The organism is Chryseobacterium daecheongense (genome assembly GCA_027920525.1).
Taxonomy (GTDB): Bacteria; Bacteroidota; Bacteroidia; order Flavobacteriales; family Weeksellaceae; genus Chryseobacterium; species Chryseobacterium proteolyticum.
Map to the genome: position 1 here is coordinate 1,056,926 of CP115858.1, position 25,640 is coordinate 1,082,565.

General features: G+C 34.3%; 28 protein-coding genes. All 28 read right to left on the reverse strand.

The genetic code is table 11. From position 1 onward, the window contains the following. Positions 1 to 175: 175 nt before the first annotated feature. The gene (locus PFY10_04535; protein WBV57711.1) at positions 176 to 1,666 is read right to left on the reverse strand and encodes an MFS transporter; all 1,491 of its coding nucleotides are present in this window, start codon (positions 1,664 to 1,666) and stop codon (positions 176 to 178) included. Between the two features lie 199 nt (positions 1,667 to 1,865). After that, positions 1,866 to 3,044: an acetyl-CoA C-acyltransferase gene (locus PFY10_04540; protein ID WBV57712.1), complete on the reverse strand. Its 1,179-nt coding sequence runs from the start codon at positions 3,042 to 3,044 to the stop codon at positions 1,866 to 1,868. A gap of 63 nt (positions 3,045 to 3,107) precedes the next feature. After that, on the reverse strand, positions 3,108 to 3,527 hold the full coding sequence (locus tag PFY10_04545) for a hypothetical protein (GenBank protein ID WBV57713.1): 420 nt from the start codon (positions 3,525 to 3,527) through the stop codon (positions 3,108 to 3,110). Further along, on the reverse strand, positions 3,524 to 3,910 hold the full coding sequence (locus PFY10_04550) for a hypothetical protein (protein WBV57714.1): 387 nt from the start codon (positions 3,908 to 3,910) through the stop codon (positions 3,524 to 3,526). The genes PFY10_04545 and PFY10_04550 overlap by 4 nt, the downstream gene beginning before the upstream one ends. Positions 3,911 to 3,986: 76 nt before the next feature. Further along, complete coding sequence (locus PFY10_04555) at positions 3,987 to 5,054, reverse strand: hypothetical protein (protein WBV57715.1); 1,068 nt, start codon at positions 5,052 to 5,054, stop codon at positions 3,987 to 3,989. Between the two features lie 82 nt (positions 5,055 to 5,136). Further along, complete coding sequence (locus PFY10_04560; GenBank protein ID WBV57716.1) at positions 5,137 to 5,889, reverse strand: hypothetical protein; 753 nt, start codon at positions 5,887 to 5,889, stop codon at positions 5,137 to 5,139. Further along, a complete protein-coding gene (locus PFY10_04565) occupies positions 5,867 to 6,409 on the reverse strand; it encodes a sigma-70 family RNA polymerase sigma factor (GenBank protein ID WBV57717.1) in 543 nt (180 codons plus the stop codon). Before PFY10_04565 ends, PFY10_04560 begins: the two co-directional genes overlap by 23 nt. Positions 6,410 to 6,527: 118 nt before the next feature. After that, a complete protein-coding gene (locus PFY10_04570) occupies positions 6,528 to 7,910 on the reverse strand; it encodes a nucleoside permease (GenBank protein ID WBV57718.1) in 1,383 nt (460 codons plus the stop codon). A 21-nt stretch (positions 7,911 to 7,931) separates the two neighbouring features. Beyond that, positions 7,932 to 8,531 carry a bifunctional nuclease family protein gene (locus tag PFY10_04575; protein ID WBV57719.1) on the reverse strand — a complete coding sequence of 200 codons (600 nt, stop codon included), beginning with the start codon at positions 8,529 to 8,531 and terminating at the stop codon, positions 7,932 to 7,934. 107 nt (positions 8,532 to 8,638) lie between these two features. Next, positions 8,639 to 9,586, reverse strand: a complete 948-nt coding sequence (locus tag PFY10_04580; GenBank protein ID WBV57720.1) for an electron transfer flavoprotein subunit alpha/FixB family protein — start codon at positions 9,584 to 9,586, stop codon at positions 8,639 to 8,641. A 43-nt stretch (positions 9,587 to 9,629) separates the two neighbouring features. After that, positions 9,630 to 10,376, reverse strand: coding sequence for an electron transfer flavoprotein subunit beta/FixA family protein (locus PFY10_04585; protein WBV57721.1), 747 nt, complete (start codon positions 10,374 to 10,376; stop codon positions 9,630 to 9,632). A 148-nt stretch (positions 10,377 to 10,524) separates the two neighbouring features. Next, positions 10,525 to 11,232, reverse strand: a complete 708-nt coding sequence (locus tag PFY10_04590) for an SDR family oxidoreductase (GenBank protein WBV57722.1) — start codon at positions 11,230 to 11,232, stop codon at positions 10,525 to 10,527. Positions 11,233 to 11,309: 77 nt separating this feature from the next. Continuing rightward, positions 11,310 to 12,326 carry a T9SS type A sorting domain-containing protein gene (locus PFY10_04595; GenBank protein WBV57723.1) on the reverse strand — a complete coding sequence of 339 codons (1,017 nt, stop codon included), beginning with the start codon at positions 12,324 to 12,326 and terminating at the stop codon, positions 11,310 to 11,312. 360 nt (positions 12,327 to 12,686) lie between these two features. After that, positions 12,687 to 13,610, reverse strand: coding sequence for a T9SS type A sorting domain-containing protein (locus PFY10_04600; GenBank protein ID WBV57724.1), 924 nt, complete (start codon positions 13,608 to 13,610; stop codon positions 12,687 to 12,689). A gap of 309 nt (positions 13,611 to 13,919) precedes the next feature. After that, positions 13,920 to 15,299 (reverse strand): dipeptidase, encoded by a 1,380-nt coding sequence (locus tag PFY10_04605; GenBank protein ID WBV57725.1) that lies wholly within the window; start codon positions 15,297 to 15,299, stop codon positions 13,920 to 13,922. 168 nt (positions 15,300 to 15,467) lie between these two features. Further along, positions 15,468 to 15,743, reverse strand: coding sequence for a hypothetical protein (locus PFY10_04610; GenBank protein ID WBV57726.1), 276 nt, complete (start codon positions 15,741 to 15,743; stop codon positions 15,468 to 15,470). 139 nt (positions 15,744 to 15,882) lie between these two features. Beyond that, positions 15,883 to 16,953 (reverse strand): RsmD family RNA methyltransferase, encoded by a 1,071-nt coding sequence (locus PFY10_04615; GenBank protein WBV57727.1) that lies wholly within the window; start codon positions 16,951 to 16,953, stop codon positions 15,883 to 15,885. Between the two features lie 242 nt (positions 16,954 to 17,195). Then, positions 17,196 to 17,636: a damage-inducible protein DinB gene (locus tag PFY10_04620; protein WBV57728.1), complete on the reverse strand. Its 441-nt coding sequence runs from the start codon at positions 17,634 to 17,636 to the stop codon at positions 17,196 to 17,198. Further along, the gene (locus tag PFY10_04625; protein ID WBV57729.1) at positions 17,633 to 18,799 is read right to left on the reverse strand and encodes a methylmalonyl-CoA mutase family protein; all 1,167 of its coding nucleotides are present in this window, start codon (positions 18,797 to 18,799) and stop codon (positions 17,633 to 17,635) included. The genes PFY10_04620 and PFY10_04625 overlap by 4 nt, the downstream gene beginning before the upstream one ends. A gap of 42 nt (positions 18,800 to 18,841) precedes the next feature. Next, a complete protein-coding gene (locus tag PFY10_04630; GenBank protein WBV57730.1) occupies positions 18,842 to 19,195 on the reverse strand; it encodes a septum formation initiator family protein in 354 nt (117 codons plus the stop codon). Between the two features lies 1 nt (position 19,196). Next, positions 19,197 to 19,811, reverse strand: coding sequence for a uridine kinase (udk, locus tag PFY10_04635; GenBank protein ID WBV57731.1), 615 nt, complete (start codon positions 19,809 to 19,811; stop codon positions 19,197 to 19,199). Positions 19,812 to 19,940: 129 nt separating this feature from the next. Then, on the reverse strand, positions 19,941 to 20,246 hold the full coding sequence (locus tag PFY10_04640; GenBank protein ID WBV57732.1) for an ATP-dependent Clp protease adaptor ClpS: 306 nt from the start codon (positions 20,244 to 20,246) through the stop codon (positions 19,941 to 19,943). Between the two features lie 11 nt (positions 20,247 to 20,257). Beyond that, entirely contained in the window at positions 20,258 to 21,616 is a 1,359-nt protein-coding gene (locus PFY10_04645) for a hemolysin family protein (protein WBV57733.1), read from the reverse strand. Between the two features lie 105 nt (positions 21,617 to 21,721). After that, entirely contained in the window at positions 21,722 to 22,585 is an 864-nt protein-coding gene (atpG, locus tag PFY10_04650) for an ATP synthase F1 subunit gamma (protein ID WBV57734.1), read from the reverse strand. 86 nt (positions 22,586 to 22,671) lie between these two features. Then, positions 22,672 to 24,249 carry a F0F1 ATP synthase subunit alpha gene (gene atpA, locus PFY10_04655; protein WBV57735.1) on the reverse strand — a complete coding sequence of 526 codons (1,578 nt, stop codon included), beginning with the start codon at positions 24,247 to 24,249 and terminating at the stop codon, positions 22,672 to 22,674. An 18-nt stretch (positions 24,250 to 24,267) separates the two neighbouring features. Beyond that, complete coding sequence (gene atpH, locus PFY10_04660; GenBank protein WBV57736.1) at positions 24,268 to 24,807, reverse strand: ATP synthase F1 subunit delta; 540 nt, start codon at positions 24,805 to 24,807, stop codon at positions 24,268 to 24,270. Positions 24,808 to 24,809: 2 nt separating this feature from the next. Next, positions 24,810 to 25,304 carry a F0F1 ATP synthase subunit B gene (locus PFY10_04665; GenBank protein WBV57737.1) on the reverse strand — a complete coding sequence of 165 codons (495 nt, stop codon included), beginning with the start codon at positions 25,302 to 25,304 and terminating at the stop codon, positions 24,810 to 24,812. A 106-nt stretch (positions 25,305 to 25,410) separates the two neighbouring features. Then, positions 25,411 to 25,629, reverse strand: a complete 219-nt coding sequence (locus tag PFY10_04670; GenBank protein WBV57738.1) for an ATP synthase F0 subunit C — start codon at positions 25,627 to 25,629, stop codon at positions 25,411 to 25,413. Positions 25,630 to 25,640: the final 11 nt, after the last annotated feature.

The window sequence follows — 25,640 nt, forward strand, 5'->3', positions numbered from 1 at the left end:
TTTTATACAAATAAACAAAAAAAATCTACACCTAGTGATTAATCGTCATGAAAATTATTAAAATGATAAGTACAATATAACAAAAAGGCTATTTAATTAACAATATGCTTCTATCATTTTTTAGACCTGTTAAAATAAAAAAGACGCTTATAAGCGTCTTTTTTATTTATGTCGTCTACAATGTATCACGATCTTTCAGCATTTTGACCTTCAGGAACCTAATCAGTATAAGACCAACCCCAAAGAATAAAGTCATTGAAAGGGCAGCAATACGCATATTATTAAAATGCTCAATCAATGTTGCGAAAATAAATGTTCCGATAATAATGGCTATTTTTTCCAATACATCATAAAAACTAAAATAGGTTGTATTTTCCATTGAATCTTCAGGTAACAGTTTTGAATATGTTGATCTGGACATGGCCTGAAGCCCGCCCATCACTAAACCTACAACTGCTGCAACTCCATAAAATTGATATTCAACATTTGGATTTTCTTTATTTAAGAAATAGGCCCATAGACAGGCTACAATCCATAACACAATAGCGATAGAAATTACATTTTTATTTCCTATTCTCTTTGATAATCTGGAGAAAATTATAGCTCCTATAATTGCCTCGATCTGGATTACCAGAAGAGTCCCTATAAGCTTATCCTGTGCGAGATTAATTTCACTTTTACCAAATAGCGTAGCCATGAGGAAAATGGTTTGCATTCCCACACTATAAAAAAAGAAACTCGAAAGGAAAAATTTCAGATTTTTATCTTTAAAAAGCTCATTTCCTACCTTAAAAAGTTCATGAAAGCTTTCTTTGGCAATATCTTTATAAAAGCTCATATTATCTTTAAGTACCTCAAAAAAACCTCCTTGTTCTGCGTGCTTTTTGAATATATTCTTATAATTTAATAAAACCAGATCCTTTGGCAGGTTATCTTTTACATTTCCAAATTGTGGCAAATGTTTAAAAGTATACTGGGAAAAACCAAACCACCATGCTCCCGTTAATAAGAAACTTATTCTTGTAAATAAAAGTTGTTGGGCAGCACCTTTAGCGAAAACCTGAATCAGAACTAAACAAATAACAACTAAAACTACAGAACCAATATAACCGTAGACATAACCTTTTGCTGAAAGAGCATCCTGCTTATCCGGAGTTGCGATATCGGGTAAAAATGAGTTATAGAATACCAGACTTCCCCAAAATCCTACACTTGCTGTAATACTGAAAAGTAATCCTAAAAATACATTATGCATTCCTGTAAACATAGCCAATCCCATACATGAAGTAGCTCCAAGATAACAGAAGAATTGCAAAAATGATTTTTTATTTCCGATCGTATCTGCCAAAGAAGATAAAAATGGAGATAATAATACTACGATAAAGAACGATATGGTAAGTGAATATCCATACACTGCATCAGGTTGATATTCTTTTCCAAAAATCTTTATTAAATGCCTTACAGGAACATCAATCCATTGTTTTGTCTCAGTTACATACTCCTTTTTTTCATATGCGGTAGTAAGAATAGAATAATAAATAGGAAAGATGGTAGAGGTAATAACCAAAGAGTAAACAGAATTGGCCCAGTCGTACACTGCCCAGGCCTTCATTATCTTTGGATTATTCTTAATATTTTTTGGTCGTTGATTCTCTGTTTCGGACATTTCAAATATATTAGATGCACAAAAATAGAAAAACCGCTGAATATTCAGCAGTTTTTTTTATTAATTAGAATATCCTGATATATTATCAATTCTTTAAATACTATTGATATGTAGAGGTCTTGAATTATAATTACAGGTTTTAAAACAAAAATTGGAGCCTTTAAAGCTCCAATTCAAATATTTAAAAAGAATTTGAATACTAGATATTTTCAATAACAATAGCTGAAGCACCTCCACCACCATTACAGATAGCAGCAGCCCCATATTTAGCATTGTTTTGTTTTAAAACATTAATCAGAGTAACAATAATCCTTGAACCAGAGCTTCCCAGTGGATGTCCTAAAGCGACAGCCCCTCCATTTACATTTACTTTGGCGGCATCTAATCCTAAGATCTTATTATTAGCCAAACCAACGACTGAAAATGCTTCATTAAATTCAAAGAAATCGATATCTGTAAGTTCTAACCCCGCTTTTTTAAGCGCAATAGGTAAAGCTTTAGCAGGTGCTGTTGTAAAGTTTTCAGGCTCCTGAGCTGCATCAGCGTAAGAAACGATCTTCGCTAAAGGCTTAAGTCCTAATTCTTCCATTTTTTCTTTAGACACAAGAATCAAAGCTGAAGCACCGTCATTTAAAGTTGAGGCATTAGCTGCAGTTACAGTTCCTGCTTCTTTTTTAAATACTGTTGGAAGTGTTGGCAATCTGTCAAAATTAACAGCTTTATACTCTTCATCTTCAGCAAAAATTACAGGTTCCCCTTTTCTTTGAGGAATCTCAACAGATACAACCTCATCATTGAATTTACCTTCACTCCATGCTTTAGCTGATCTTTTATAAGATTCGATAGCAAACTGGTCTTGCTCCTCTCTTGAGATAGAATAATCTGTTGCGCATTTTTCTGCGCAAACACCCATGTGAACTTTATTGTAAACATCTGTCAGACCGTCTAAAACCATTCCATCCTGCATTTTAACATCGCCTAACTTGGTTGCTATTCTTGCGTTATAATAATGAGGTACTGAAGACATATTTTCCATTCCTCCGGCAACGATTATATCTACATCACCTGCTTTAATAGCTTGTGCCGCCATTGTTACGGCTTTCATTCCTGAAGCACAAACTTTATTTACTGTTGTGGACGGAGTTTCGATAGAAAGTCCTGCTCCTAATGCCACCTGACGGGCAGGTGCCTGCCCTTCTCCTGCCTGTAATACGTTCCCCATGTAAATTTCCTGAACCAATTTCGGATCAAGACCAATTTTGTCTAATGCTCCTTTTACGGCAACAGTTCCCAGCTTTGTAGCAGGAACAGTTGATAAACTTCCCATAAAACTCCCCATTGGTGTTCTTACTGCGGAAACGATGAATACTTCTTTCATGTGTATGATTTATTTTTTTTATTGATATATGTAACCTTACGGCTTCATTTTATTTGATAGTAATTAGTTCATTTCTTCGACTTTACTAATTATAAATTCTGTCGTTTTATTATTATATTCTGAAGTAATTTTGATAAAATTACGATCAGTTTCTAAAACCCTGTTTACCAACACTTCTCCCAGCTTCATAGGGTAGCTTTCTTCAGATTTGGCTATCAGCGTAACTTTATAATTACAATCATCTACGAAATCTAATCGTGATTTTATATAGTCTTTACCTTTGTTATAATATTCTGTTTGAATATTGTCTTGTACAGTCATTACCCATTCATCAATAGGCATATCCACACGTAAGAATTTTCCTGTTTTTATATTCTGACATTTTGCAGGTTGATCTGAAGTCAGAAAAATATTTTGCTGGGCTCTTACCTGTGAAAAACTTAAGACAAAAAGCAAAATGAATAAAATGTTGAGATGTTTCATATTTTTGTTGTGTTTTTTTTAATTAATAATAAAAAAGCTCCTAAAAACTCTATAATCCATCCCCATTTGAGCTTAACCACACCCGCAAATGTCTCTCTCCATGATGCAAAAGGAAGAAAACTGAAATAATTCAAAGATTGCATTTTAATGGCAGCCAGGGTAAATATAAACAAAAGGATAAGTAAAAAGCCTAAAATTTGCCCCATTTTAAAACGATTGTTAACCACTCCAAAAAGAGCACAAACACCCAAAATCCAGCAAATTATTGCCAGTGAGTGATCCAGCTTCCAGTAATTCCAGTTTCCAATTACAGGAACATGAACCAGCGGTAAAAAGCTTCCTGCGATTACTAATAATGATCCTATTAACTGAATATTTTTCATAATTCTTAAAATGCCAAAATACAAAAAAAAACACACTTATAAAAGCGTGTTCAATATCATGATATCCTATTAAAAATCAAAACATTAAATTGAAAATTTCTAAACCTATTTGTATCCCGTTTTTGTTTTTCATCAGGGCATCATCATTAAAAATAGGAGTAAGATCTTTTTTCACATATAAACTAATCCCACGATAGCCTATACTCAATTTTGTTCCAAAAAGGAAAGGATTCATCCCATCTTCTATCCTCTGTTTAAAAATATTCCTGTTTGACTCTTCATTGGAATATCTGTATTTTATTTTACTTCCGATTTTTACGCCTCCATATACACCAAGACCTATCCTTAACTGTGGCTGACTGTTATCCAGAAATTTCTCACCACCATAATTTACGTACTTAGGATTTAGTACAAACTGCACTTCAAGAGGAATTTCAATGTATTCTGCTTTTAATTGTGAAGATTTCAGATTACCCATCGTAAAAGGTCTTTGAAAGAGTTTTCCATCAGCTTGTGCAAAAACCATTGGTTTATTCACATTATAGATATCCGATCTCAACCCAACTCCAAAATTCAGCAATACGGGGCTGGCATTACTCCCTGCCTGTACTTCAAATCTAAACTGATAAGAAAGAGACCCTGACTTTCCTGAACGAAGTTCTTCAGAATCGTTAGAAAAATTAAACGGAGCAGACTTATCTGTAAGATTTAAAAAGCCTCCACCAATAAGAACCCCTGCATGATTTAAAAGACGTTTCATATCTGTTTTTTTCTCATCAATACTTTTACCCAGAACAGATTTTCTTACTTTCTCTTTTGTTATATCCTCAAAGCTTTCTTTTTCAGCATCAACCTTTTCATTAATACTATTTTCATACTTCACTGCAATTTCATCATTCATTTTTTTCTTATCATCAGCAGAAATCTTTCCATCCTTAAAGTCTTTATCAACAGCATCAAGCTCTACATTCATTTTTGTCTTTTCTGAAGTAATAATACTGTCGATTTTTGCAGTATAATTATTAATTTTTTCTTTCAAAGTTTCCCGGGAACGGGAATCGTAATAATTCGCTGATTTTTCCTGTGAAAAAGCCATTACAGAAGCAGTCATCATGATGGCAGAAATTAGAGCTTTATTTTTCATTTTTCTTATTTTTATTAATTATTCCAGCTGTCCAGCTGCATTTGAGTTGGATGATATATTGTGATTATAAGTCGAGATTGTTTTAATCTGTTTTGGTATGGACAGTGACTCCTAATGTTACAGCCGCTTTTGAAAGGTGCGGTTTTAATTTATCCAATTCAATTCTTATGTATGGTCCTTTTTCCAGGTTTCCTTGTATTTTATCATATTCTCTTCCTACAAGCAAGTCTGAAGCCTCTATATATTTTGCAGTTTTTTTCTCAGTTTTTTGATTAACCGTACCTAATTTATTTTCAGATATCTTTTCTTCCTCGGGAATTACAAGATCAACAGGCTTTATTTGAACGCCAGATGCTATAGGATGAAGATCGTGATCTGCTTCATAATTTGACACTTTAATATCCTTTGTAATAGCCCTATTATGATCACGATTGGATGTGATACTATCTACTCTTTCCTTCTCTTTACCATTTGTTGCAATACTACGATCAACAATATCCGAAGATATAGCAGAATGATCCAGATGCTCATTCCGGAATACTAACTCTGGGTTATTATCTAAAGTCTCAGTTTTCTCGTTTGACTTGTCATGGGCAATTATATGTGCAGTTTTTGTCCTGTCTATATTAAAATAAACAAGAATTCCTGAAGATAATAAGAACAAAATAATTGCTGCATATTTCCACCACTTATAAGGCGATGAAACAGGTAGATTTTCAACTGAAATATCTGCTTCATCCAAACCTGTTTCTATTTTGTTCCAAAGATCATGAGATGGCTTTATCTCCATTTCTTCATATCCGGATTTTAATTTATTCAGCATTTTGTTTTTCATTTTCTTTAGTTTTAAAAAATTCAACCAGCCACCTTTTAGCTTTGTTTAACTGACTCTTACTTGTCCCTTCGGAGATATTAAGGATCTCAGCTATTTCCTGGTGCTTTTTCTCTTCAAAAACATATAAATTAAAAATAATCCTATACCCTGGTGGCATTTTAGAAAATATTTCTTCAAGATTAATTTCTTCCAATCCTTCTTCAAAATCGTCATCAGAAAAATCATCGGCGATTTCTACATCTGCATATAAAATGTTTTTTGTTTTCCTTATAAAATTTATTGAGTCATTGATTATGATCTTTCTCAGCCAAAATGGAAAACTCTTGTAATCTCTGCATTCATTCAATTGAGTAAAGCACTTTAGGAATGCATTTAATAGAATATCTTCAGCATCATGGATATTATTGGTATAAGAATTCGCAACAGCCAACATTTTACTTGAAAAAGCATCATAAAGAGCTTTTTGAGCCCTCCGATCCTGTTTTTTAGCAAGTGTAAAGTTTTCTTCTAAATTCTTCATGTTTTAGTTTCTATCTTAAAGACGCGGAAAAATACAAAAGGTTGCCTGAAAAAATAAAAAAATGCACTTTATTTGTAAAGTGCATTGTATTGTATTGATAATAAGCTTAATATTTTTTTTAATGGTTGATATGGGCTACTTCTTTAGGATCGTGTTTGTGTTTAAATAAAAGAGCAAAAAGAATAGCCAAAACTAATGCATACGCAGCAAAAGATAACCAGATATTCTGCCAGTCTTTTACCATCACAATAGAGGACAAAGTTCCATCGGAATTAACAGCTGCATTAAAAGAATTTTTCAGAATTTCCAAAAATGTCGGATTATCGGGAGTTGTTTCCAGATAAGCAGATAAATCACTTACATTAGTAAATTCACGTGTAAAGAATTTATCAATCGCCCAACCTGCCATATAACTTCCAAAAACAGCTCCAAAACCATTCGTCATCATCATAAATAAACCCTGTGCAGAAGAACGGATCTTTTTATCGGTTGTGGTCTCTACGAAAAGGGAACCTGAAATATTGAAGAAATCGAATGCCATTCCATAAACAATGCAGGAAAGAATAATCAGTGCAAGCCCATATCCTTCAGGAATTCCATATGCGAAAAAGCCAAACCTTAAAACCCAGGCAAGCATTGACATCAACATTACTTTCTTTATACCGAATTTCTTTAAAAAGAAAGGAATTGCAAGGATAAACAGTGTTTCCGAAACCTGTGAAATCGACATAATAATTGTTGATCTCTGCACCACAAAAGAATCTGCATATTTAGGAAAATGAGCAAATTCACTCAAAAATACATCACCATATGCATTGGTAAGTTGTAAGGCAGCCCCTAAAAGCATGGAAAATAAAAAGAATAATGCTGTTTTATAATTAGCAAAAAGTTTAAAGGCATTCAGTCCTAATTGCTCTGATAACGGAGCATTTTTATCAATCAGTTTTTGAGGTGGGCATTTAGGTAAAGTTAATGCATAAATTCCTAATAAAATTGCAATAACGCCTCCTATATAAAATTGTCCTTCGGTTGCTTTGTTTCCTGTAAGATTTGTTATCCACATGGCTACAATAAATCCTATTGTCCCCCAAACCCGTATAGGTGGAAAGTCTTTTACAACATCCAGATTACTATTTTTCAGTATCGTATATGAAATAGAGTTGGCAAGAGCAATAGTAGGCATGTAGAAACACATAGCAGCCAGCATGACATAAAAGAATGAATTAGGATCGCCTGTATGTGGCAAGATAAATAAGACAATTCCGTAAAGAATCTGTAAAACCGAAAAAATCCGCTCTGCATTTACCCAACGGTCTGCTATAATTCCGGTTATGGTAGGCATAAAGATAGAAGCTATCCCCATTGTTCCGAAAACAGCTCCAAACTGAGTTCCATCCCAATGTTTTGTACCGAACCAAAAATTAGCCATCGTAATCAGCCATGCACCCCAAACAAAAAACTGCAGAAAGCTGAGGATGGTAAGTCGTAATTTTAAATTCATAGTTTAATTGTAAGTATCTCTTTAGTCAATTTTCTTTTTCCTCCTTTTGATTTCTTCCTGAATCTCCAAAGCGGTGTCAAAGTCTTCTTCCTTTACAGCATCTTCCAATAATTTCTGTAATTCCTCCATAGAGAGAGATCTTAAATTATCTTCTGTCTGAACTGTTTCAGAAAATGACTGTTCCTCCTTGGAAACATCTTCCAATTCCAAAAGAATTCCTGCTTCATTTAAGACTTGTTGAGTGGTAAAAATAGGCGCGTCAAAGCGTACTGCCATAGCAACGGCGTCAGAAGTTCTGGCATCTAAAATCAGTTCTTCTTCCGTTATTTTATTTTTGAAGTTTATGTTGGAAAAGAAAACTCCATCTACAATTTGATAAATAATCACGGACACCAATTCATAATTTGCCGAAACTATAAATTTTGTAAATAAATCATGGGTAAGAGGACGTGGTGGATGAATATCTTTCTCCAGACCAAGAGAAATGGATTGTGCCTCGAAATTTCCTATAACAACAGGTAACTTTATGTGTGTTTCTTCATGTTCCAATAACAAAGCGTACGCCCCTGATTGGGTCTGGCTGTACGATATTCCTCGAATAATTAGCTGTTTATAATCCATAGCTACAAAGATAAAGTAATTTTTGAATGTAGGTTTTACTTTTTGGACAAAAATAAAAGCTCGGAAAAACCCGAACTTTCATTTTTTATATAGTATAAAACTAAATTTTATCCTTTGATTGCTTTAATTTTTTCAGTTAATGCCGGTATAATCTGGAATGCATCACCAACTACCCCATAATCTGCTGATTTGAAGAAAGGAGCTTCCGGATCACTGTTGATCACAACAATTGTTTTAGAAGAGTTTACTCCTGCTAAATGCTGGATAGCGCCAGAAATACCTACTGCAATATAAAGGTTAGGAGAAATTGCTTTACCTGTTTGCCCTACGTGCTCAGTGTGAGGTCTCCAACCAATATCGGAAACAGGCTTGGAACAAGCTGTAGCCGCACCTAAAACATTGGCAAGGTCTTCAATCATTCCCCAGTTTTCAGGACCTTTTAAACCTCTTCCCGCTGAAACTACAATTTCAGCTTCTTTAAGATCCAACTTCCCTGAGCTTTGTTCATGAGAAACCACCTTAGTATCTTCATTAGCCACTGATAAGTTTTTCACCTCTTCAGAACCTGACACCGGATTCTCTTTAATTCCGAAAGCATTTTGAGAAACAGTAATAATTACTCCTGTCCCCTCAGCTTTAGCATGCATAAATCCTTTTCCTGAGAAAGCTCTTCTCTTCACCTGGAACGGCGAAATACTTTCAGGAGCTGCCAATACATTAGTAATTAAAGAAAAATTCTTCATTACAGCTAACATAGGAGCTACGGAAGAAGCATCGGTAGTATGAGGAAAAACAATTATGTTTCCATTCGCCACCTCACTCACTGCCTGAGCAAATGCTTTTGCTGAAAAGTTTTTAAGACCTTCGTCTTTAATATTGATGACATTAGATGCTCCATATTTATATAATAAATCTGAAGAATCTGTAGGGTTTACAGAAATTGCTGTAACGATATCTCCCGCCTGATCAGCAATAGCTTTAGCATACGAAACTGCTTCAAAAGCTGCTTTTTTGTAAACTCCGTTTATATTTTCTGCGTATACGAATACTGCCATTTTTTTTGAATTAAAAGATTAAAAAATTTAATAATTAAAAGATTTAGATCACTTTAGCTTCTTCGTGAAGTAATCTTACCAGCTCATCCAGATTGTCCGGAGAAACCATTTTCACAGCAGCTCTTGGAGGAACACTATCATAAGAAACTCCCTGAACTTTCACTTCAGAAGAAGTAGGCTCAACAACCTGCAAAGGTTTTGTTCTTGCAGACATAATCCCTCTCATATTAGGAATAATTAGATCTTTTTCGTCCACCAAACCTTTCTGTCCGGCAATCACAGCAGGAAGTTTTACAGAAATCGTTTCTTTACCTCCTTCAATCTCTCTTACTGCAGTAGCTTCGCTTCCATTAACATCCAAACCAACAGATGCATTCACAAACGGCTGATTTAGCAACTGTGCTACCATTCCGGGAACAGAACCTCCATTATAATCAATAGACTCTTTTCCACAAAGGATAAGATCGTAACCTCCATTTTGAGCAACAGCAGCAATTTCTTTAGCTGTTGAATAACTATCTTTTGGATCAAGATTTACTCTAACTGCATCATTTGCACCAATTGCCAATGCCTTTCTGATAACCGGTTCCGTTGCAGCATCTCCTACATTAATAACCGTCACTGTAGCTCCTTGGGACTCCTGAAGTTTAACTGCCTTTGTCAACGCAAATTCATCTAATGGATTGATTACCCACTGAATTCCGTTTTTGTCGAAAGCAGACTTATCTGCTGTAAAGTTAATTTTGGAAGTAGTATCCGGAACACTACTAATACAAACTAATATTTTCATGTGTACTATTTTATTTTTCTCTTTATTGCATAAAAGCCTGGTGTTGTTATGCAGAGATTTTGTTTGATTAATTTCTGTAAATATAAATAAAAAATATATTATGCATGCATAATACTTATGATTTTATTATTCAATACATTAAATGTATTTATTTTGCCGGTTTAGTCGCCCTGAACTCTATCTTACTAGGTAAAACCCTTGGATTCATTTTTAAAATATCCAACACCAGATTTCCCATATCTTCAGGCTGAATTTTCCATGCATCTTTTTCTGAAACAACATTCCCGTTGAAATTCGTCGCTACAGATCCCGGCATAATGACTGTTGTTTTAATATTATATTTTCTTAGATCTATCATTGCGGCCTGTGTAAAACCAACAACCCCAAATTTTGAGGCGTTATAACCAGTTCCGTTTTCAAAAAAATTAGCTCCTGCCAGACTTGAAATTGTAATATAATATCCTTCCGTCTTCTTTAACTCCTCAACTGAAGCTTTTAACGTATAAAAAGCGCCGGTTAAATTTGTTCCTATCATAGTATTCCATTCTTCCACAGTAAGTTCATCTACGGGCTTAAATATCCCTAATCCTGCATTCGCAATTACAAAATCTACTTTTCCAAACTTCTGTACAGTGTATTTTATAGCTTCCTCTTCACTTTCAAGACTTCTCACATCTGAAACAATCCCTAAAACCTGTCCGGAATATGGCTGCAATTCTTTTTCTGCTTTCATTACATCTTCTCTTTTACGTCCTGAAAAGGCAACTGATACTCCGTTTTCCAATAAAATCCTGGCAATTCCAAAACCTATCCCCTTGGTTCCTCCTGTTATATAGGCTACTTTATTTTCGATCATACATTTCACTTTAATTCCCTAAAATAAAAAAAACGCTTCAATTGAAGCGTTAATTCTTGCTAAGATTAATCAGTTATTTATTTTTTAATAATTTTTTTAGATATCTTCCCATCTATGGTCTCAATACTGATGATATAAGCACCTGAACCGAGATGCCTTACATCAATTTTATCTCCATCAAATTGCGCATGCATATTTCTTCCGGCAGCATTAAAAATTTCAATTTTAGTTACAGTTGACTTGGATTGTATAGCAACAAAATCAGTTGCAGGATTTGGATAAACCAAAACACTATCGTCCAACACGGAAGCTTCTTTTGTTCCTAATACTCCATTATTTGTAGCTGAAAGTGTATAATTATCAAAAGAAGTGATATGAGCAACCGTATTTCCCGCTCCAACAACAGAAACGAAATCCATTTCAAAAGGATCTACTCCGGGGGCGGCAGGAATGTAGGTAGCCGGAGGACTAGAAACAATACCGCCCGGACTTAACCATGTTACCACCCCTGTAGTTTTATTAAATGTACATTTTAATGTAATCCACGTATTTGCTGGATAGGTATATGTATTAGGCTCCAGATAAAAAAGAATATTACCCGTTACATTTGTCGTAGTATTGGTATAATATGCTATGCCTACAACTCTTTGTGAAGCATAATCATATCCTGCTCCAAGAAGCGTTTTATGGGTCGTGGTATCATAAACTAAAACAGTTCCCCTGCCTGAACCTCCTGTAGCACTTCCTGTATATAAATTAAATTCCAATTTTAAAATATCATTTCCCGGCGTTCTAGCGGCCCAGGCAGCCGGTAAACCGTCTTTCCACATATATCTTGTCCCTGTTGCAGTAGCACTTCCCGTAAGCTGCAAAGATTTATCATGAGAAGCATCGATATTTACAATCTGTGCATCTGAATTAGACCCTCCTGCAAAATCGGTACGAAATCCACCTTGCCCTAAAGTGTTTGGAGTAATAGTAGTTCCGACATTTCCTATGGTATAGGAATTAAAATTATCACCTTGTAAGGACTGAGCATTCCATGTTTGGAATAAACCAAATAAAAATACACTAATAGATAAAACTTTTTTCATAACATAATTTTTTAGTATTATAACATTAATTTTTTTAGTACAAATTCCTTTAGAATCCATATTCATTATTAAGACAACTAAAATCTGAAAAGGTTGCTCATGAAATAAAAAAATAAATCAACCTGGAAAAATCATGATGTGATACGGGTATATCCGCAGACCTCATTTTGTTGATTTTTTCGTGATGACTTATTCTGAGCCTGACCGATTTTATATTACAAAACTATCTTGATACTAAAAGATTACAAATACTTGGAAAAGGGTAATTATTTCTACCTAGTTTTAGGTATTTTTAAAAATATTTTGGCAATAAAAAAACGCTCCGGATTGGAGCGTTTTTTATACTAAAGTTTATTAGTTTTATTCTTTAATGATTTTTTGAACATATACTTTTCCATCACTTGCCTTAACCTTTAAGATATAAGTTCCTTTTGTAAAGCTTGATACGTTTACTTCATTAACATTTTTATTATTAGAAATTGAAGTAATCACTCTTCCATTCATGTCATAAATATCAATTCCTTCAGATTTTAAATTGTTACCAAATCTGAATTTTAAAACATCTTTAACCGGATTTGGAAAAACTTGAAAATCTTGCGAATTTGTAACTTCTGTAACTCCTAGTGTTGTTGTTGTGCCTTCAATAGAAAAAGCCAAACCATTAAGTGCTGCAGTATTTGTTAAGTCAAATAAATCCGTCCAATCAGTTGCTCCCGCTCCAAAAGCATCACTTGGATCAACTAACTTAGCTGGATTCCCATTTATTGTTCCTGCAAACCAATTAAATCGAGGACCTGCCGTATAAGCCGTTAGGTTTGTTTTTGCCGCAAATACTAACCAGTAAACAGTATTAGGTTGTAATACAAGAGGTGTTGATAGCGCAGCTGCCACATCAATATTATAAGTATAATTGGAAGTTCCAGATTTTACCAAGCCATACCCTGGAGCACCTTTAGCAATATTAATAGCTGCTATCGGAGCTACAGCCGAATTGTTAGGAATTCCCGCAGGGCTACCCGCTGCATTCGCATAAATGTATAACATTAAACCAGTTCCAACAGTAGTTTCAAGAGTTCCAGAACTCTGAAAACCAGAAATAGAAATTTTTGTTATTGTACTTTGACTGGCAAGCGTAAAGTCATCAGCAGCTGCAACAAAATTCCCATTGGCGAGCACATCGGCAACAATACCATTAGTTGTAGTTGTAGGTTGAGAGAAAATAACAGTTTGAGCGTTTAGATTCATTACTCCAAGTAATAATCCCAGAATGTAGATTTTTTTCATGATATAATTTTTTAGTTATCACCGTAAAGATATTTCATTTTATTGATTAAAAAAAATTTTATCAAATAAATAAAACAATCAAAAATAATCAATCATATAAATAACAAATAAGATAAATTAATCCACATAATAGTGAAAAATATGTATTTTTTAAAAAAAATTCAATCATTAATAAAATAAACCATAAATAACATTTTAATGTAAAAATACCTGAGTCAAAATAAAAAAGATAGGATACCTGGTGGGGTATCCTATCTTTTATTTGTTTACTACAATATGTGCAAGCACTTAGCTTCTCATACTGTTCTGTTATTTTGAGTAATTTTCAAAAAAGAGCGGAATACTTTCGATTCCTTTATAGAAATTAAACAATCCATAGTGTTCATTAGGCGAGTGAATAGCATCAGAATCTAATCCAAAGCCCATCAATACAGACTTTGCACCTAATACTTTCTCAAACATTGAGGTAATAGGAATACTTCCTCCTCCTCTGTAAGGTAATACCTCTTTTCCAAATGCCGTTTCCATTGCTTGCTTAGCAGCTGCAAATTCCTTGGTATCAGTCGGTAAAACATAAGGCATCCCTCCATGATGCGGAGTTACTTTTACCCTTACTGTATCCGGAGCAATTTTTTCGAAATATCTGGTGAATTTTTCAGTGATTTCTTCCGGAGTCTGATAAGGCACCAAACGCATAGAAATCTTTGCAAAAGCCTTTGAAGGAATAACTGTTTTTGCTCCCTCTCCGGTATAACCACCCCAAATTCCATTACAATCCAATGTTGGGCGGATTGATGTTCTTTCTAGAGTCGTGTATCCTTTTTCTCCTTCTATGTTACCTAATCCGATAGCTCTTTTAAACTCCTCAGGATTATCTTTCAATTTATTCATTTCAGCTCTTTCCTGATCTGAAACAATATCTACATTATCATAAAACCCGTCAATTGTAATATGTCCATCTTCATCGATTAACTTTGCAATCATTCTTGAAAGAACGTGGATTGGATTGGGAACTGCACCTCCATACAATCCGGAGTGCAAATCTCTGTTTGGCCCCTCTACTTCTACCTCTACATAACTTAAACCTCTTAAACCCGTTGTAACAGTTGGCTGCTCATTGCTGTAAATATGAGTATCAGAAATCAGAATGCAATCACAAGACAGTTTTTCTTTATTTTCATTAACAAAATCACCAAGACTTACGGATCCTACTTCTTCTTCTCCTTCTAAAATAAACTTAACATTACAAGGAAGAGTATTGGTTTTCATCATCGCTTCAAATGCCTTTAGATGCATAAAAAACTGTCCTTTATCATCCGCAGAACCTCTGGCAAAAATAGCCCCATCCGGGTGAAGCTCTGTCTTTTCTATATAAGGTTCAAAAGGAGGTTTCTTCCATAATTCTAAAGGATCAGCAGGCTGAACATCATAATGACCATATACCAGAACAGTAGGAAGATTTTTATCTAAGATCTTTTCTCCAAAAACAATTGGGTAACCAGCTGTTTGGCATACTTCCACATTATCGGCTCCCGCATTTTTTAGATGTGTTGCACATACTTCTGCACATTTCAATACGTCATCTTTATACGCAGGATCTGCAGAAATAGAAGGAATTCTCAATAACTCAAATAATTCATCCACGAAACGCTGTTTGTTTTCGTTGATGTAATTTAATGTCTCTTGCATTGTAAAAATTTGTTTTGTTAAAATTAAAGAAAATGGTCTGCAGCAGCAAGCAAAAACAAAGAATTTTCCTTTAGCCAATTATTTATTTAGAATCGGCCAAATACTACACACCAAAAACAAAAAATGTCCTGCAACCTGGCAAGACATTTTTATATTTTCTAATAATAATTAGTGTTCAGCTTTAGCTTTTTCAGCTTCTACGGGTTTTGCTGCAGCAGTACTGTCTGTTTTTGGAGCTTCTGTTCCATGTTTTTCAGCAACAGCAGCTTCTTTATGTTCAGCTGTAGCATCATGACCATGAGTTTCTCCACCTTTTTGCACATCATCTGAATATCTTTCTGCTCCCTCTTCTAGCTTTAAAGTATTCTTATTTCCTCCAGCTTGTATTTTTTTACAGCTTACTGCTACACTTGCAATGGCTAAACATATAATTAATTTTTTCATATGTAAGATTTATTTTTTTAAAAGGTCATATGGAATCGCTCTATTTTAGTCTATTCTAAATTATCCCAACAGCCGCGATTTCATGCTTAAATTTTAGATTGCCCAAAATTAAGAAATCCTGCTCCTTTTGACAACATTTTTACACTGATTTTAAAATAATTTTACCTTTTTTGGATTGTGTAAAAATAAGATATCTTTCTCCACCATCCTTCAGGTTGTATTTCTTTTTGATTTCATCTGGTTTCAAAGGATAATTCTTTGAAATGATATTAAATTGCTCCTTCTTTTTAATCTGCTTATTTCCAATAACTTCCATTTCCATAACTCTTCCCGGAAAGCCTTCAATTTTCTCTGTTGAAGTGTAGATATGAGTGTTGGGATGAAGTTTTTTTAGGGAAAATTTTTCAGATATAAGATTAAACGCACCTGCTTTTAAAATGGAGTTATTTGGCAAATATATAAAACGCTCTGGTTCGGAATATTCTGAATGAACAAATTCTTCATTACCCAATTGAAATACAAAGTCCGACTCTCCACTTTCTAAATTGATACAATGGCACATGACTTTTTCAGGCTCATCATGTGTTAGAAATACGACTACCTCTTTTACCTCATTTTTTAATGCGATAATATCAATTCTTGAAATATTCTTTAATACAGAGAGAAGATATTTTAAATCAATCAGTGGCGATAGTTTTACTACTACCTTATTTGAAATGGATAGTAAATGATCCTGGATTTCAAGAATGTTGGGTGAGAGATCTTCTAAAAGAAAAACTTTGTTTTTACTAATATCTCTTCTGGCCGGATCTAAATACGTAACATCAAAAACTTCTTTATTCTGCTCAAGAAAATTTTCAAGCTTTAGATTAATAAATTTGGCTTTTTTATTTAAAACCGACCAGTTATGTTCAACTATTTTTAAAAGTTCAGTATTTTGTTCTACTAAGACTATATCATCAAAATTTTGTGACAGATAGTAGGCATCAATTCCAAAGCCACTGGTAAGGTCAATGAATTTTTTCCCACTTATCAAAGTTGATTTATAAATCGCTGTTTTTTCAGAAGACGATTGTTCCATATTGAGTTGAGGAGGAAATATAATTTCATCACGTAATAAAAAAGGAAATTTCTTTAAAGCAACTTGTCTTCCCTTTATTTGGTGAACGATTTCCTGCATGCTGACTTCATCAAATGGTGATTTTTTCAATAATAATGAATGTAAATCCGTAGTCAGATTTGCATTTATAAAATTTTGAACCTCTTTTTTTAATATTTCAACCACAGATTTCCCTGATATACAAGATGTTTATGTTTAATTTTTTAATATTCTAAATCTCCATTTATTAGCAATGCAATCAGTATTGAAACCAACTAAAATTTAGAGTTTTAAGCCTGTTAATTTCAAGTAGATCGATAGAGAAGAACACTACAGCTTTAAATAATATAAAATTACCTTTTATAAAAGATATAGTCTGTTAATAACGGCTCAATACCGTTTTGTTTTAATAGAGAATTAATCTGCCCTCTGTGATAAGTAGAATGATTGATTGCATGGAAAAGCATTTCAAAGACACTATTTTCAAATTTTGTCCCCTTTGAGTTCTGATATCCTATTCGGTTATCAAGATTAAAATTCTGAACAATCTGAATACTTGTTAAAAAATTCTGGTGATTGATCTCTTCCAGATCTTCAAGTGGATTGACCTGCCAGACTTCGAAAGTTTCTTCTCCCAATATCCTTGCATTCCAGATTTGTTGAGCATTAATTGTATGATTGATTAATGCAATAGTTCTTTCATCTATTTTCGGCGTATGATCTTTAACCAGCTTAATTATTTTCTGATTATAATGATGTGTATATTCAAATAAATCAACTAGCTTATCGATCATAATTCAAACATTTCCGCCCAACGTACAGGCTTTATCTCTTTTTCAGAATACAATTCATCAATTGATCTTTTAGCTTCCAATTTTGGATAAAGATTCACTCCTATTAATTTGATCTTTCCTTCTTCCACCCACTTCTGCTCTTCAATAGCGTGCTGATAGATTTTTTTCTGAATAACTCCCTGTCTGATTAATTCCAGATAACCACCCCCGTCTTCTATTTCCAAAAACAGATCCCAGGATTTTTCTGCAATTTGTCGTGTGAGATCTTCAACATAATAACTCCCATTGGCAGCATCTTCAAAAACATTAATGATACTTTCGTAAGCCAACACGATCTGTTGCTTGAAAGAAATTTCCTCTGAATTATCCGTACTTCTGCTTACAAGATAATTATTGCTATAAACCGCATCAGCACCACCAATCATTGCTGCGGCAAGCTCCAATGTGGAACGGATAAGATTATTTTCACTATCCGAAACTGCTTTATTTCTTAATGAAGTTTCAACAAAAATATAAGGGATTTCGTTAAGGTTATATTCTTTTGAAAGCTGGTTAAAGATGAGTTTAAATGCTCTTATCTTTGCCATTTCAAAAAAATAATTTCCTCCTACGGCAATTTTAAAAATCAATTTATCTAAGATTTCAGCTCCAAAAACTTCAATAAGTTCTTTCGTTTTTGCTAATGCTATTCCAAGTTGCTGATAAATTGCAGCTCCTGCATTTTGATGAAGTGAAATATCTATACAAATATTTCTTCTGAAATCTTTAGCTAATAGCTCCCTGGCCAGCTGATCATTAATTATTCCATCTTGTTCATTAAATACATCAATCAGCGAAAAGTATTGATCTTCATCCTTTGGGCTGATATGCTCTGCAAGATCTTTATTATTAACGAAAATGGTTTTTCCTTCTAAATTTTCAACATTCTGATTTAAAAGAAATGCAAAAACATCATCTTCCAGACTTTCATGGTACTGGGCAACCAAATGAGTGCTTTCTTCAACTTTGGGAAGATTGACCAAAAGCTGTGGTACAGAATTATAGAAAGGTTTTACTACAATTCCTTCTAAATTTTCTTTTTTCAGAATTGTATAGATATCTTCTGTTTTAAGTTGCTTTTTTACTAAATTTTCCCAATCAGGAAGGGTATTAATATTTGACATTTAGTGGAAAGTTATAGATTAAGAGCTTTTATTTTATGAATTTTATTTCTTCGATATTTTAGTGCTATCCACAACAAGAATGAAGATTTCCTCATCAGGTTTTTTCATAAAATAATTTTCTCTTGCGTATTTTTCTTTTTCAGATTTATTATTCATGAGCTTTTTATAAAACGTATCATTTTTTTCATATTCCGTTTTATAATACTGCAATTGTTCCTGGTATTTACTGATCTCACCATTGAGCTCATTAATTACCAGAAATGATGTTTTATCAAAGAAAATCATCCACACTAAAAACAAACAGATGGTAATAAAATATCTGTTTACAATGTATTTCTGAAGCAGTTTAACGACTTCGGATTTCGGTTGGATGTCTTTAATTAATTTATTTGCCATTTTAGTGTTTTCTCAACGAGTTTTTTATCACAGTAGTTAAAAAATCAATCGCTACAGAATTTTGCTTCATATTAGGGATGATAAGATCAGCCTCATTTTTTGAAGGTTCAATAAATTCCTGATGCATTGGCTTTAAAGTAGTTTGATAGCGATGTAAAACTTCACTTAAATCTCTACCTCTTTCCTGGGTATCTCTTCTAATTCTTCTGATCAACCTCTCATCAGAATCTGCATGAACAAAAACTTTCAAATCAAATTCTTTCAGCAGCTCTTTATTAGTAAGAACTAAAATACCTTCCACAACCAATACGTTTTTAGGTTCTACAGTCACATGGTCTCCGGTTCTGGAATGCGTAACAAAACTATAAATGGGCTGTTCAATGGGCTCATTATTTTTTAAAGCTTTGACGTGTTTTAACATCAGTTCAAAATCTATAGACTTCGGGTGATCATAATTCAAAGCTTCCCTTTCAGCCAATGTAAGATTATGGTTATCATGATAATAATTATCCTGTGACAAGATGTTCATTCCTTCGATATCAAGCTGTTGGAGTATTTTATCCACAACTGTAGTTTTGCCGGATCCAGTTCCTCCTGCAATTCCTATTACAAGCATTCTTTTTGAGTTTCTATATAGTTGGTACAAATATACTATTTTACTTGAATGCAAGTAAAGTAATCCATCTTTAAATTATATGGAAAGCACATACAAATAAAAACACCGGCTATGATACCGGTGTTTTTATTATACTATTTCGCTTGTCAGCTCTCTTGAAATCAATTTCTCATGCATAGGCTTCAGTACATCCATAGAGCCTGTTTTTACAGTGCATTTGCCCTTATAATGAATCAGGATCGTACATTGCTCAGCCTGCTCAAATGTATGCTTACAAATTTCCACAAGGCAGTCGATCACATAATCAAAAGTATGTACATCATCATTATGTACAATCAGCTTATACACATCATCCGTTTCTTCCAACACGAGAACTTCTTCCTCGTACTGGCGTTTTGGATTTTCGTAATCCTTTATACTGTTATAAAAAATCATTTTAGAATTATTTAAACTTCCCCTAATTTATCTGCCAAATCATTGATAACATTTGGACCTTCATACACCAATTCTACCAGCTCAACGCTCTTGTTATTCATTTTCAGAATTTTAAAATGGTAGTTTTCAATATCAAACTCCTGATTTTCCACAGGAATATCTTCTAATGCGTGGAGAATAAATCCTGCTAATGTATTATATTCGCTTTCTTCAGAAGGAGCCAATTTTTTAGGCAGGAATTCATTAATTTCTTCGAGAGGTTGTGTAGCCTGAACCCAATAGATATTGTCTCCAATCTTATCAACAATTTTATCTTCGTCATCTTCCTCATCCTGAATTTCTCCCACCAGCTCCTCGAGGATATCTTCAAGTGTTATAATACCTTCGGTACCACCGAATTCATCAATAACAATTGCCAGGTGTTGCTTTTTCTGCTGGAAGATCTTAAGGAGATCGGAAATCTTTTTACTCCCCACTACAAAGAAAGCATCACGCATAAGGGTTTTCAGATCTTCATGATTCAGCTCACCTTTTCTTTTAACAAATTCTCTGATAATCTCCTTTGTATAGAGAATACCGATCACGTTATCAATAGAGTTGATATACACGGGAATTCTGGAATAACCACTATCCATAATTTTATTGATAATATCGTTGATATCTTCCTCAAAATCTATTGATGTAATATTCTGTCGGGGAACCATGATTTGCTTTGCAGAGTGATCTGTAAAATCAAACGCATTCTTAATAATCTCATAGTTTTCCTCTTCTATTTCTCCGCTATCAGCACTTTGTTTTACCAAAAGCTGAAGTTCTTCTGTAGAATGGATTTCCTGCTCAGATGCGGGATGGATTTTCATTAATCTTAAAACCCCGTTCGACATGGAATTCATCAACCAGATAAAAGGTTTGAAAATCGTATAGAAGATCCTCAAAGGAACAGCAGTTGCCATCGTGGTAGCTTCTGATTTTCTGATTGCAATGGATTTGGGAATCAATTCTCCAAACACTATATGCATAATCGTAATAAGAACAAAACTGATGATTAACGATATAGAAGTAACTGAAGCAGCACTTAATTGAAAATTGATAGATATAAAGATATTCTCTACAATATGGTGTAATGCGCTTTCTCCTACCCAACCCAGGGCAAGTGAAGCTAATGTAATTCCTAATTGTGTTGCAGAAAGATATTCATCAAGATGTTTTATGATGTGCTCTGCCTGTTTAGCCATTGAGTCCCCCTCTGCGGCCTTAATTTGAATTTGCGAATAACGAACTTTAACAATTGAAAATTCAGCGGCTACGAAAAAGCCATTAAGTAATACAAGAAACAAGGCTAGCAAAAGCCTGACTATGTCCGAGTCCATTTAGAAAATTATATAAAATTTAGTTTTACAAAGATATAGAAAATAAAAATAACAAAAAAAAGCATCGATATACTCGATGCTTTAATATTTTACTAAATATTTTTCTTATGAATTTTTCAAAGCTTCTGCTCCCGAAACGATCTCAAGGATTTCGTTTGTAATAGCAGCCTGTCTCGCTTTGTTATAGAAGATTACCAAATCATTCTTCAAAGCCTGGGCATTATCTGTTGCTTTATGCATCGCAGTCATTCTAGCTCCATGCTCAGATGCCACTGAATCTAAAACAGCTTTGAAAACCTGAGTTTTTATAGATTTTGGAATAAGGTTATCCAAAATTTCATTCTTGTTAGGTTCAAAGATATAATCTGTTTCTACTTGTGGTTCAGTAGTTTCAGGCATCAGGATAGGAAGAAGTTGCTCTTTGGTTACTTCCTGAGTAGCAGCATTAATGAACTTATTATAAATTAAATAAATCTCATCAAATTTACCCTCCTTAAAGCTGTTCATAACCCCTTCTGTAAGGTTAGAAACTGCATCAAAGTTCAAATTATCAAAAACGGCACTTTCATTAGCATATACAGTACGGCTTCTTCTTACAGCATCATATGCTTTTTTACCGATTGTAAGAACTTCAATATCGTATTGAGAATTATTCTGAAACTGAATATTAAGCTCTTTTACAATAGATGAGTTAAATGCACCGGCAAGTCCTCTGTTTGACGTTACAGCGATAAAAAGCACTCTTTTAACCTCTCTCTTTTGAGCATATATAGAAACCTGATCAGGATCTGAACTAGAGTTTACATTCTGAATGATTTCTTGTAGTTTCTCGGAATAAGGTCTTAACATCACGATTGCATCCTGTGCTTTTTTAAGTTTCGCAGCAGAAACCATTTTCATAGCACGTGTAATTTGCATCGTAGATGAAATTGAACTGATTCTTCCTCGTATTTCTTTTAAGTTTGCCATATTGGGTTAGTTGTTGGTTGTCGGTTGTTGGTTGCTAGTTTTAGAAATTTCTGTCAACTATCAACCAAAAACCATCAACTAATTTTTTAATTATATTTTGAAGCTAGATCGTTAGCAGCTTGCTTAAGAACGTCTGTAATTTCGTTATCAATTTTTCCAGATTTAATAGCAGCCATCGTTTCAGGATGCTTAGATCTTAAGAAAGCGATATATTCCGCCTGGAATTCTTTCACTTTTCTGATAGGAACGTTTCTTAACAAGTTCTCAGTACCTGCATAGATCATTGCTACCTGGCTGTCTACCGGAAGTGGAGAGTTAACCGGCTGCTTAAGAAGCTCCACGTTTCTTTCCCCTTTAGAGATTACAGCTAAAGTAGATGCATCTAAGTCAGAACCAAATTTAGCGAACGCTTCTAGTTCTTTATATTGAGCCTGGTCAAGTTTCAATGTACCAGACACTTTTTTCATTGATTTAATCTGAGCGTTACCCCCTACCCTTGATACGGAGATACCTACGTTAATTGCAGGACGAACCCCAGAGTTGAATAGATCAGATTCAAGGAAAATCTGTCCGTCTGTAATTGAAATTACGTTAGTAGGAATATATGCAGAAACGTCACCAGCCTGAGTTTCGATAATAGGAAGTGCAGTTAATGAACCACCCCCTTTAACCAAAGGCTTCAAAGATTCAGGTAGGTCATTCATCTGGCTTGCGATGTTATCATCAGCGATCACCTTTGCAGCTCTTTCCAATAATCTTGAGTGAAGGTAGAAAACGTCTCCAGGATAAGCTTCACGTCCCGGTGGTCTTCTCAATAGAAGAGAAAGCTCACGGTAAGCAACAGCTTGTTTAGACAAGTCATCATAAACGATAAGAGCTGGTCTACCTGTATCTCTGAAATACTCACCGATAGAAGCACCTGCCATAGCAGAATACACCTGCATCGGAACAGGGTCTGATGCATTAGCGGCAACAATTACAGTATAAGCTAAAGCTCCTTTATCAGAAAGAGTTTTAACGATCTGAGCTACTGTAGATGCTTTTTGTCCAATTGCAACATATATACAATATACAGGTTTCCCTGCATCAAAAAATTCTTTTTGGTTGATGATCGTATCAATAGCAACAGTCGTTTTACCTGTTTGTCTGTCACCAATGATAAGCTCTCTTTGTCCTCTTCCTACAGGGATCATAGAGTCGATCGCAACGATACCTGTTTGTAGAGGCTCAGTTACAGGCTGTCTGAAGATAACTCCAGGAGCTTTTCTTTCCAATGGCATTTCGTATAAATCCCCTGTAATAGGACCTTTACCATCGATAGGGTTACCAAGAGTATCTACTACTCTTCCTAGCATACCTTCCCCTACTTTAATTGAAGAAATTCTGTTTGTTCTTCTAACTGTATCACCTTCTTTTACTAATTTACTTTCTCCTAAAAGTGCAACCCCTACGTTGTCCTCTTCAAGGTTAAGTACAATACCTTCTACATCACTAGAAAATTTAACCAACTCTCCGTATTGTACGTTTTCTAACCCGTATACACGAGCAATACCATCACCGATGGTTAAAACTGTACCTACTTCCTCAACGTTAGATTGAGTGTCGAAGTTGGCCAATTGTTGTTTTAAGATCGCAGATACTTCTGCCGGATTTATTTCTGCCATTGTATGGTTGTTTTTGTCTTAATTTAATTGAAAATCTTTTTTAACCTGATTAAGTTTGCTTTTAACAGATGCATCGATCTGCTGGTCTCCTACTCTTAAAATATAACCCCCTAAAATCTTAGGATTTACATTAACCTTCAAATCAAAATTTGAAGTATTTTTTACCAGGTTTGTAGATCCTAAGATCTGATCAATATTTTCTTTTGAAAGCTCAGTAGCAGTAGTTAAAGTGATTCTCTGTACACCATTAACATCTTCTACTTTATTGATAAATTCCTGAGCGATATTCTTCAACTGGCTTTCACGACCTTGTCTGATAACCAATTTGATTAAATTCTGCGAAGAAAGTGACAAATCTTTGAAAATCTCATCAGCTACTTCTATTTTCTTTTTAGCATCAATGTAAGGTGTAAGGAAAAACTTGTTCAGATCCGCAGATACTGACATCAGTTTTACCACATCTTTCATTTCAGAAAATACAGTAGCCGTTTGCCCTGTTTCATTTGTGAAATCAAGCAAACCCTGTGCGTATCTTTTAGCTACTTTAGATGTAAGCATTATTAGTTAAGGTTAGATTTGTTTAAATAATTTTGAACCAACTCGTTCTGAGCTTCGTTGTTATCTAATTTTTGTTTTAAGATAGACTCAGCGATATTTACAGATAAAGCACCAATTTGAGTTTTAATATCTGCCATTGCAGCATTTTTCTCAGTCTCAATAGTTTGTTTAGCTGCTTCAATCATTTTATCTCCTTCAGCTTTAGCAACATCTTTAGCCTCTCCTACAATTCTATCTTTAATTTCTCTTGCTTCTTTCAGGATAGCATCTCTTTCAATTTTAGCTTCACGAATGATTCTTTCGTTATCAGCTTTAAGATCTTCCATTTCTTTTTTAGCCAATTTAGCTTGATTTAATGCGTCAACAATAGAAGTTTCTCTGTCATTTACTGCATTAACGATTGGTTTCCAAGCGAATTTTGCTAAAAGAAACAACAGGATAACAAAAGTAAGCGTCATCCAAAACAAAAGTCCAATTCCAGGTTCAATAATTCCCATATCTGTAAATTCTTTTTTTAATGTGATAATTTTATGGATATCTTTTTAAAATTCTTAGCAGCAGCCAACCGCTTCACTGCTAAGAATATTCTCTTTTGAGGATAAATTACTTGATGAAAGCACCAAAGATGATCGCGATAAGACCAGCACCTTCAATAAGACCAGCAGCAATAAGCATTGCTCCTTGAATCTTACCAGCTTGTTCTGGTTGTCTAGCGATAGCATCCATTGCATGTCCACCGATTTTACCGATACCAAGACCTACTCCTAGTACTGCTAAACCGATTCCTACGTAAATTAATCCTGCTCCAGTTGATAAATCCATAATAAATAAAT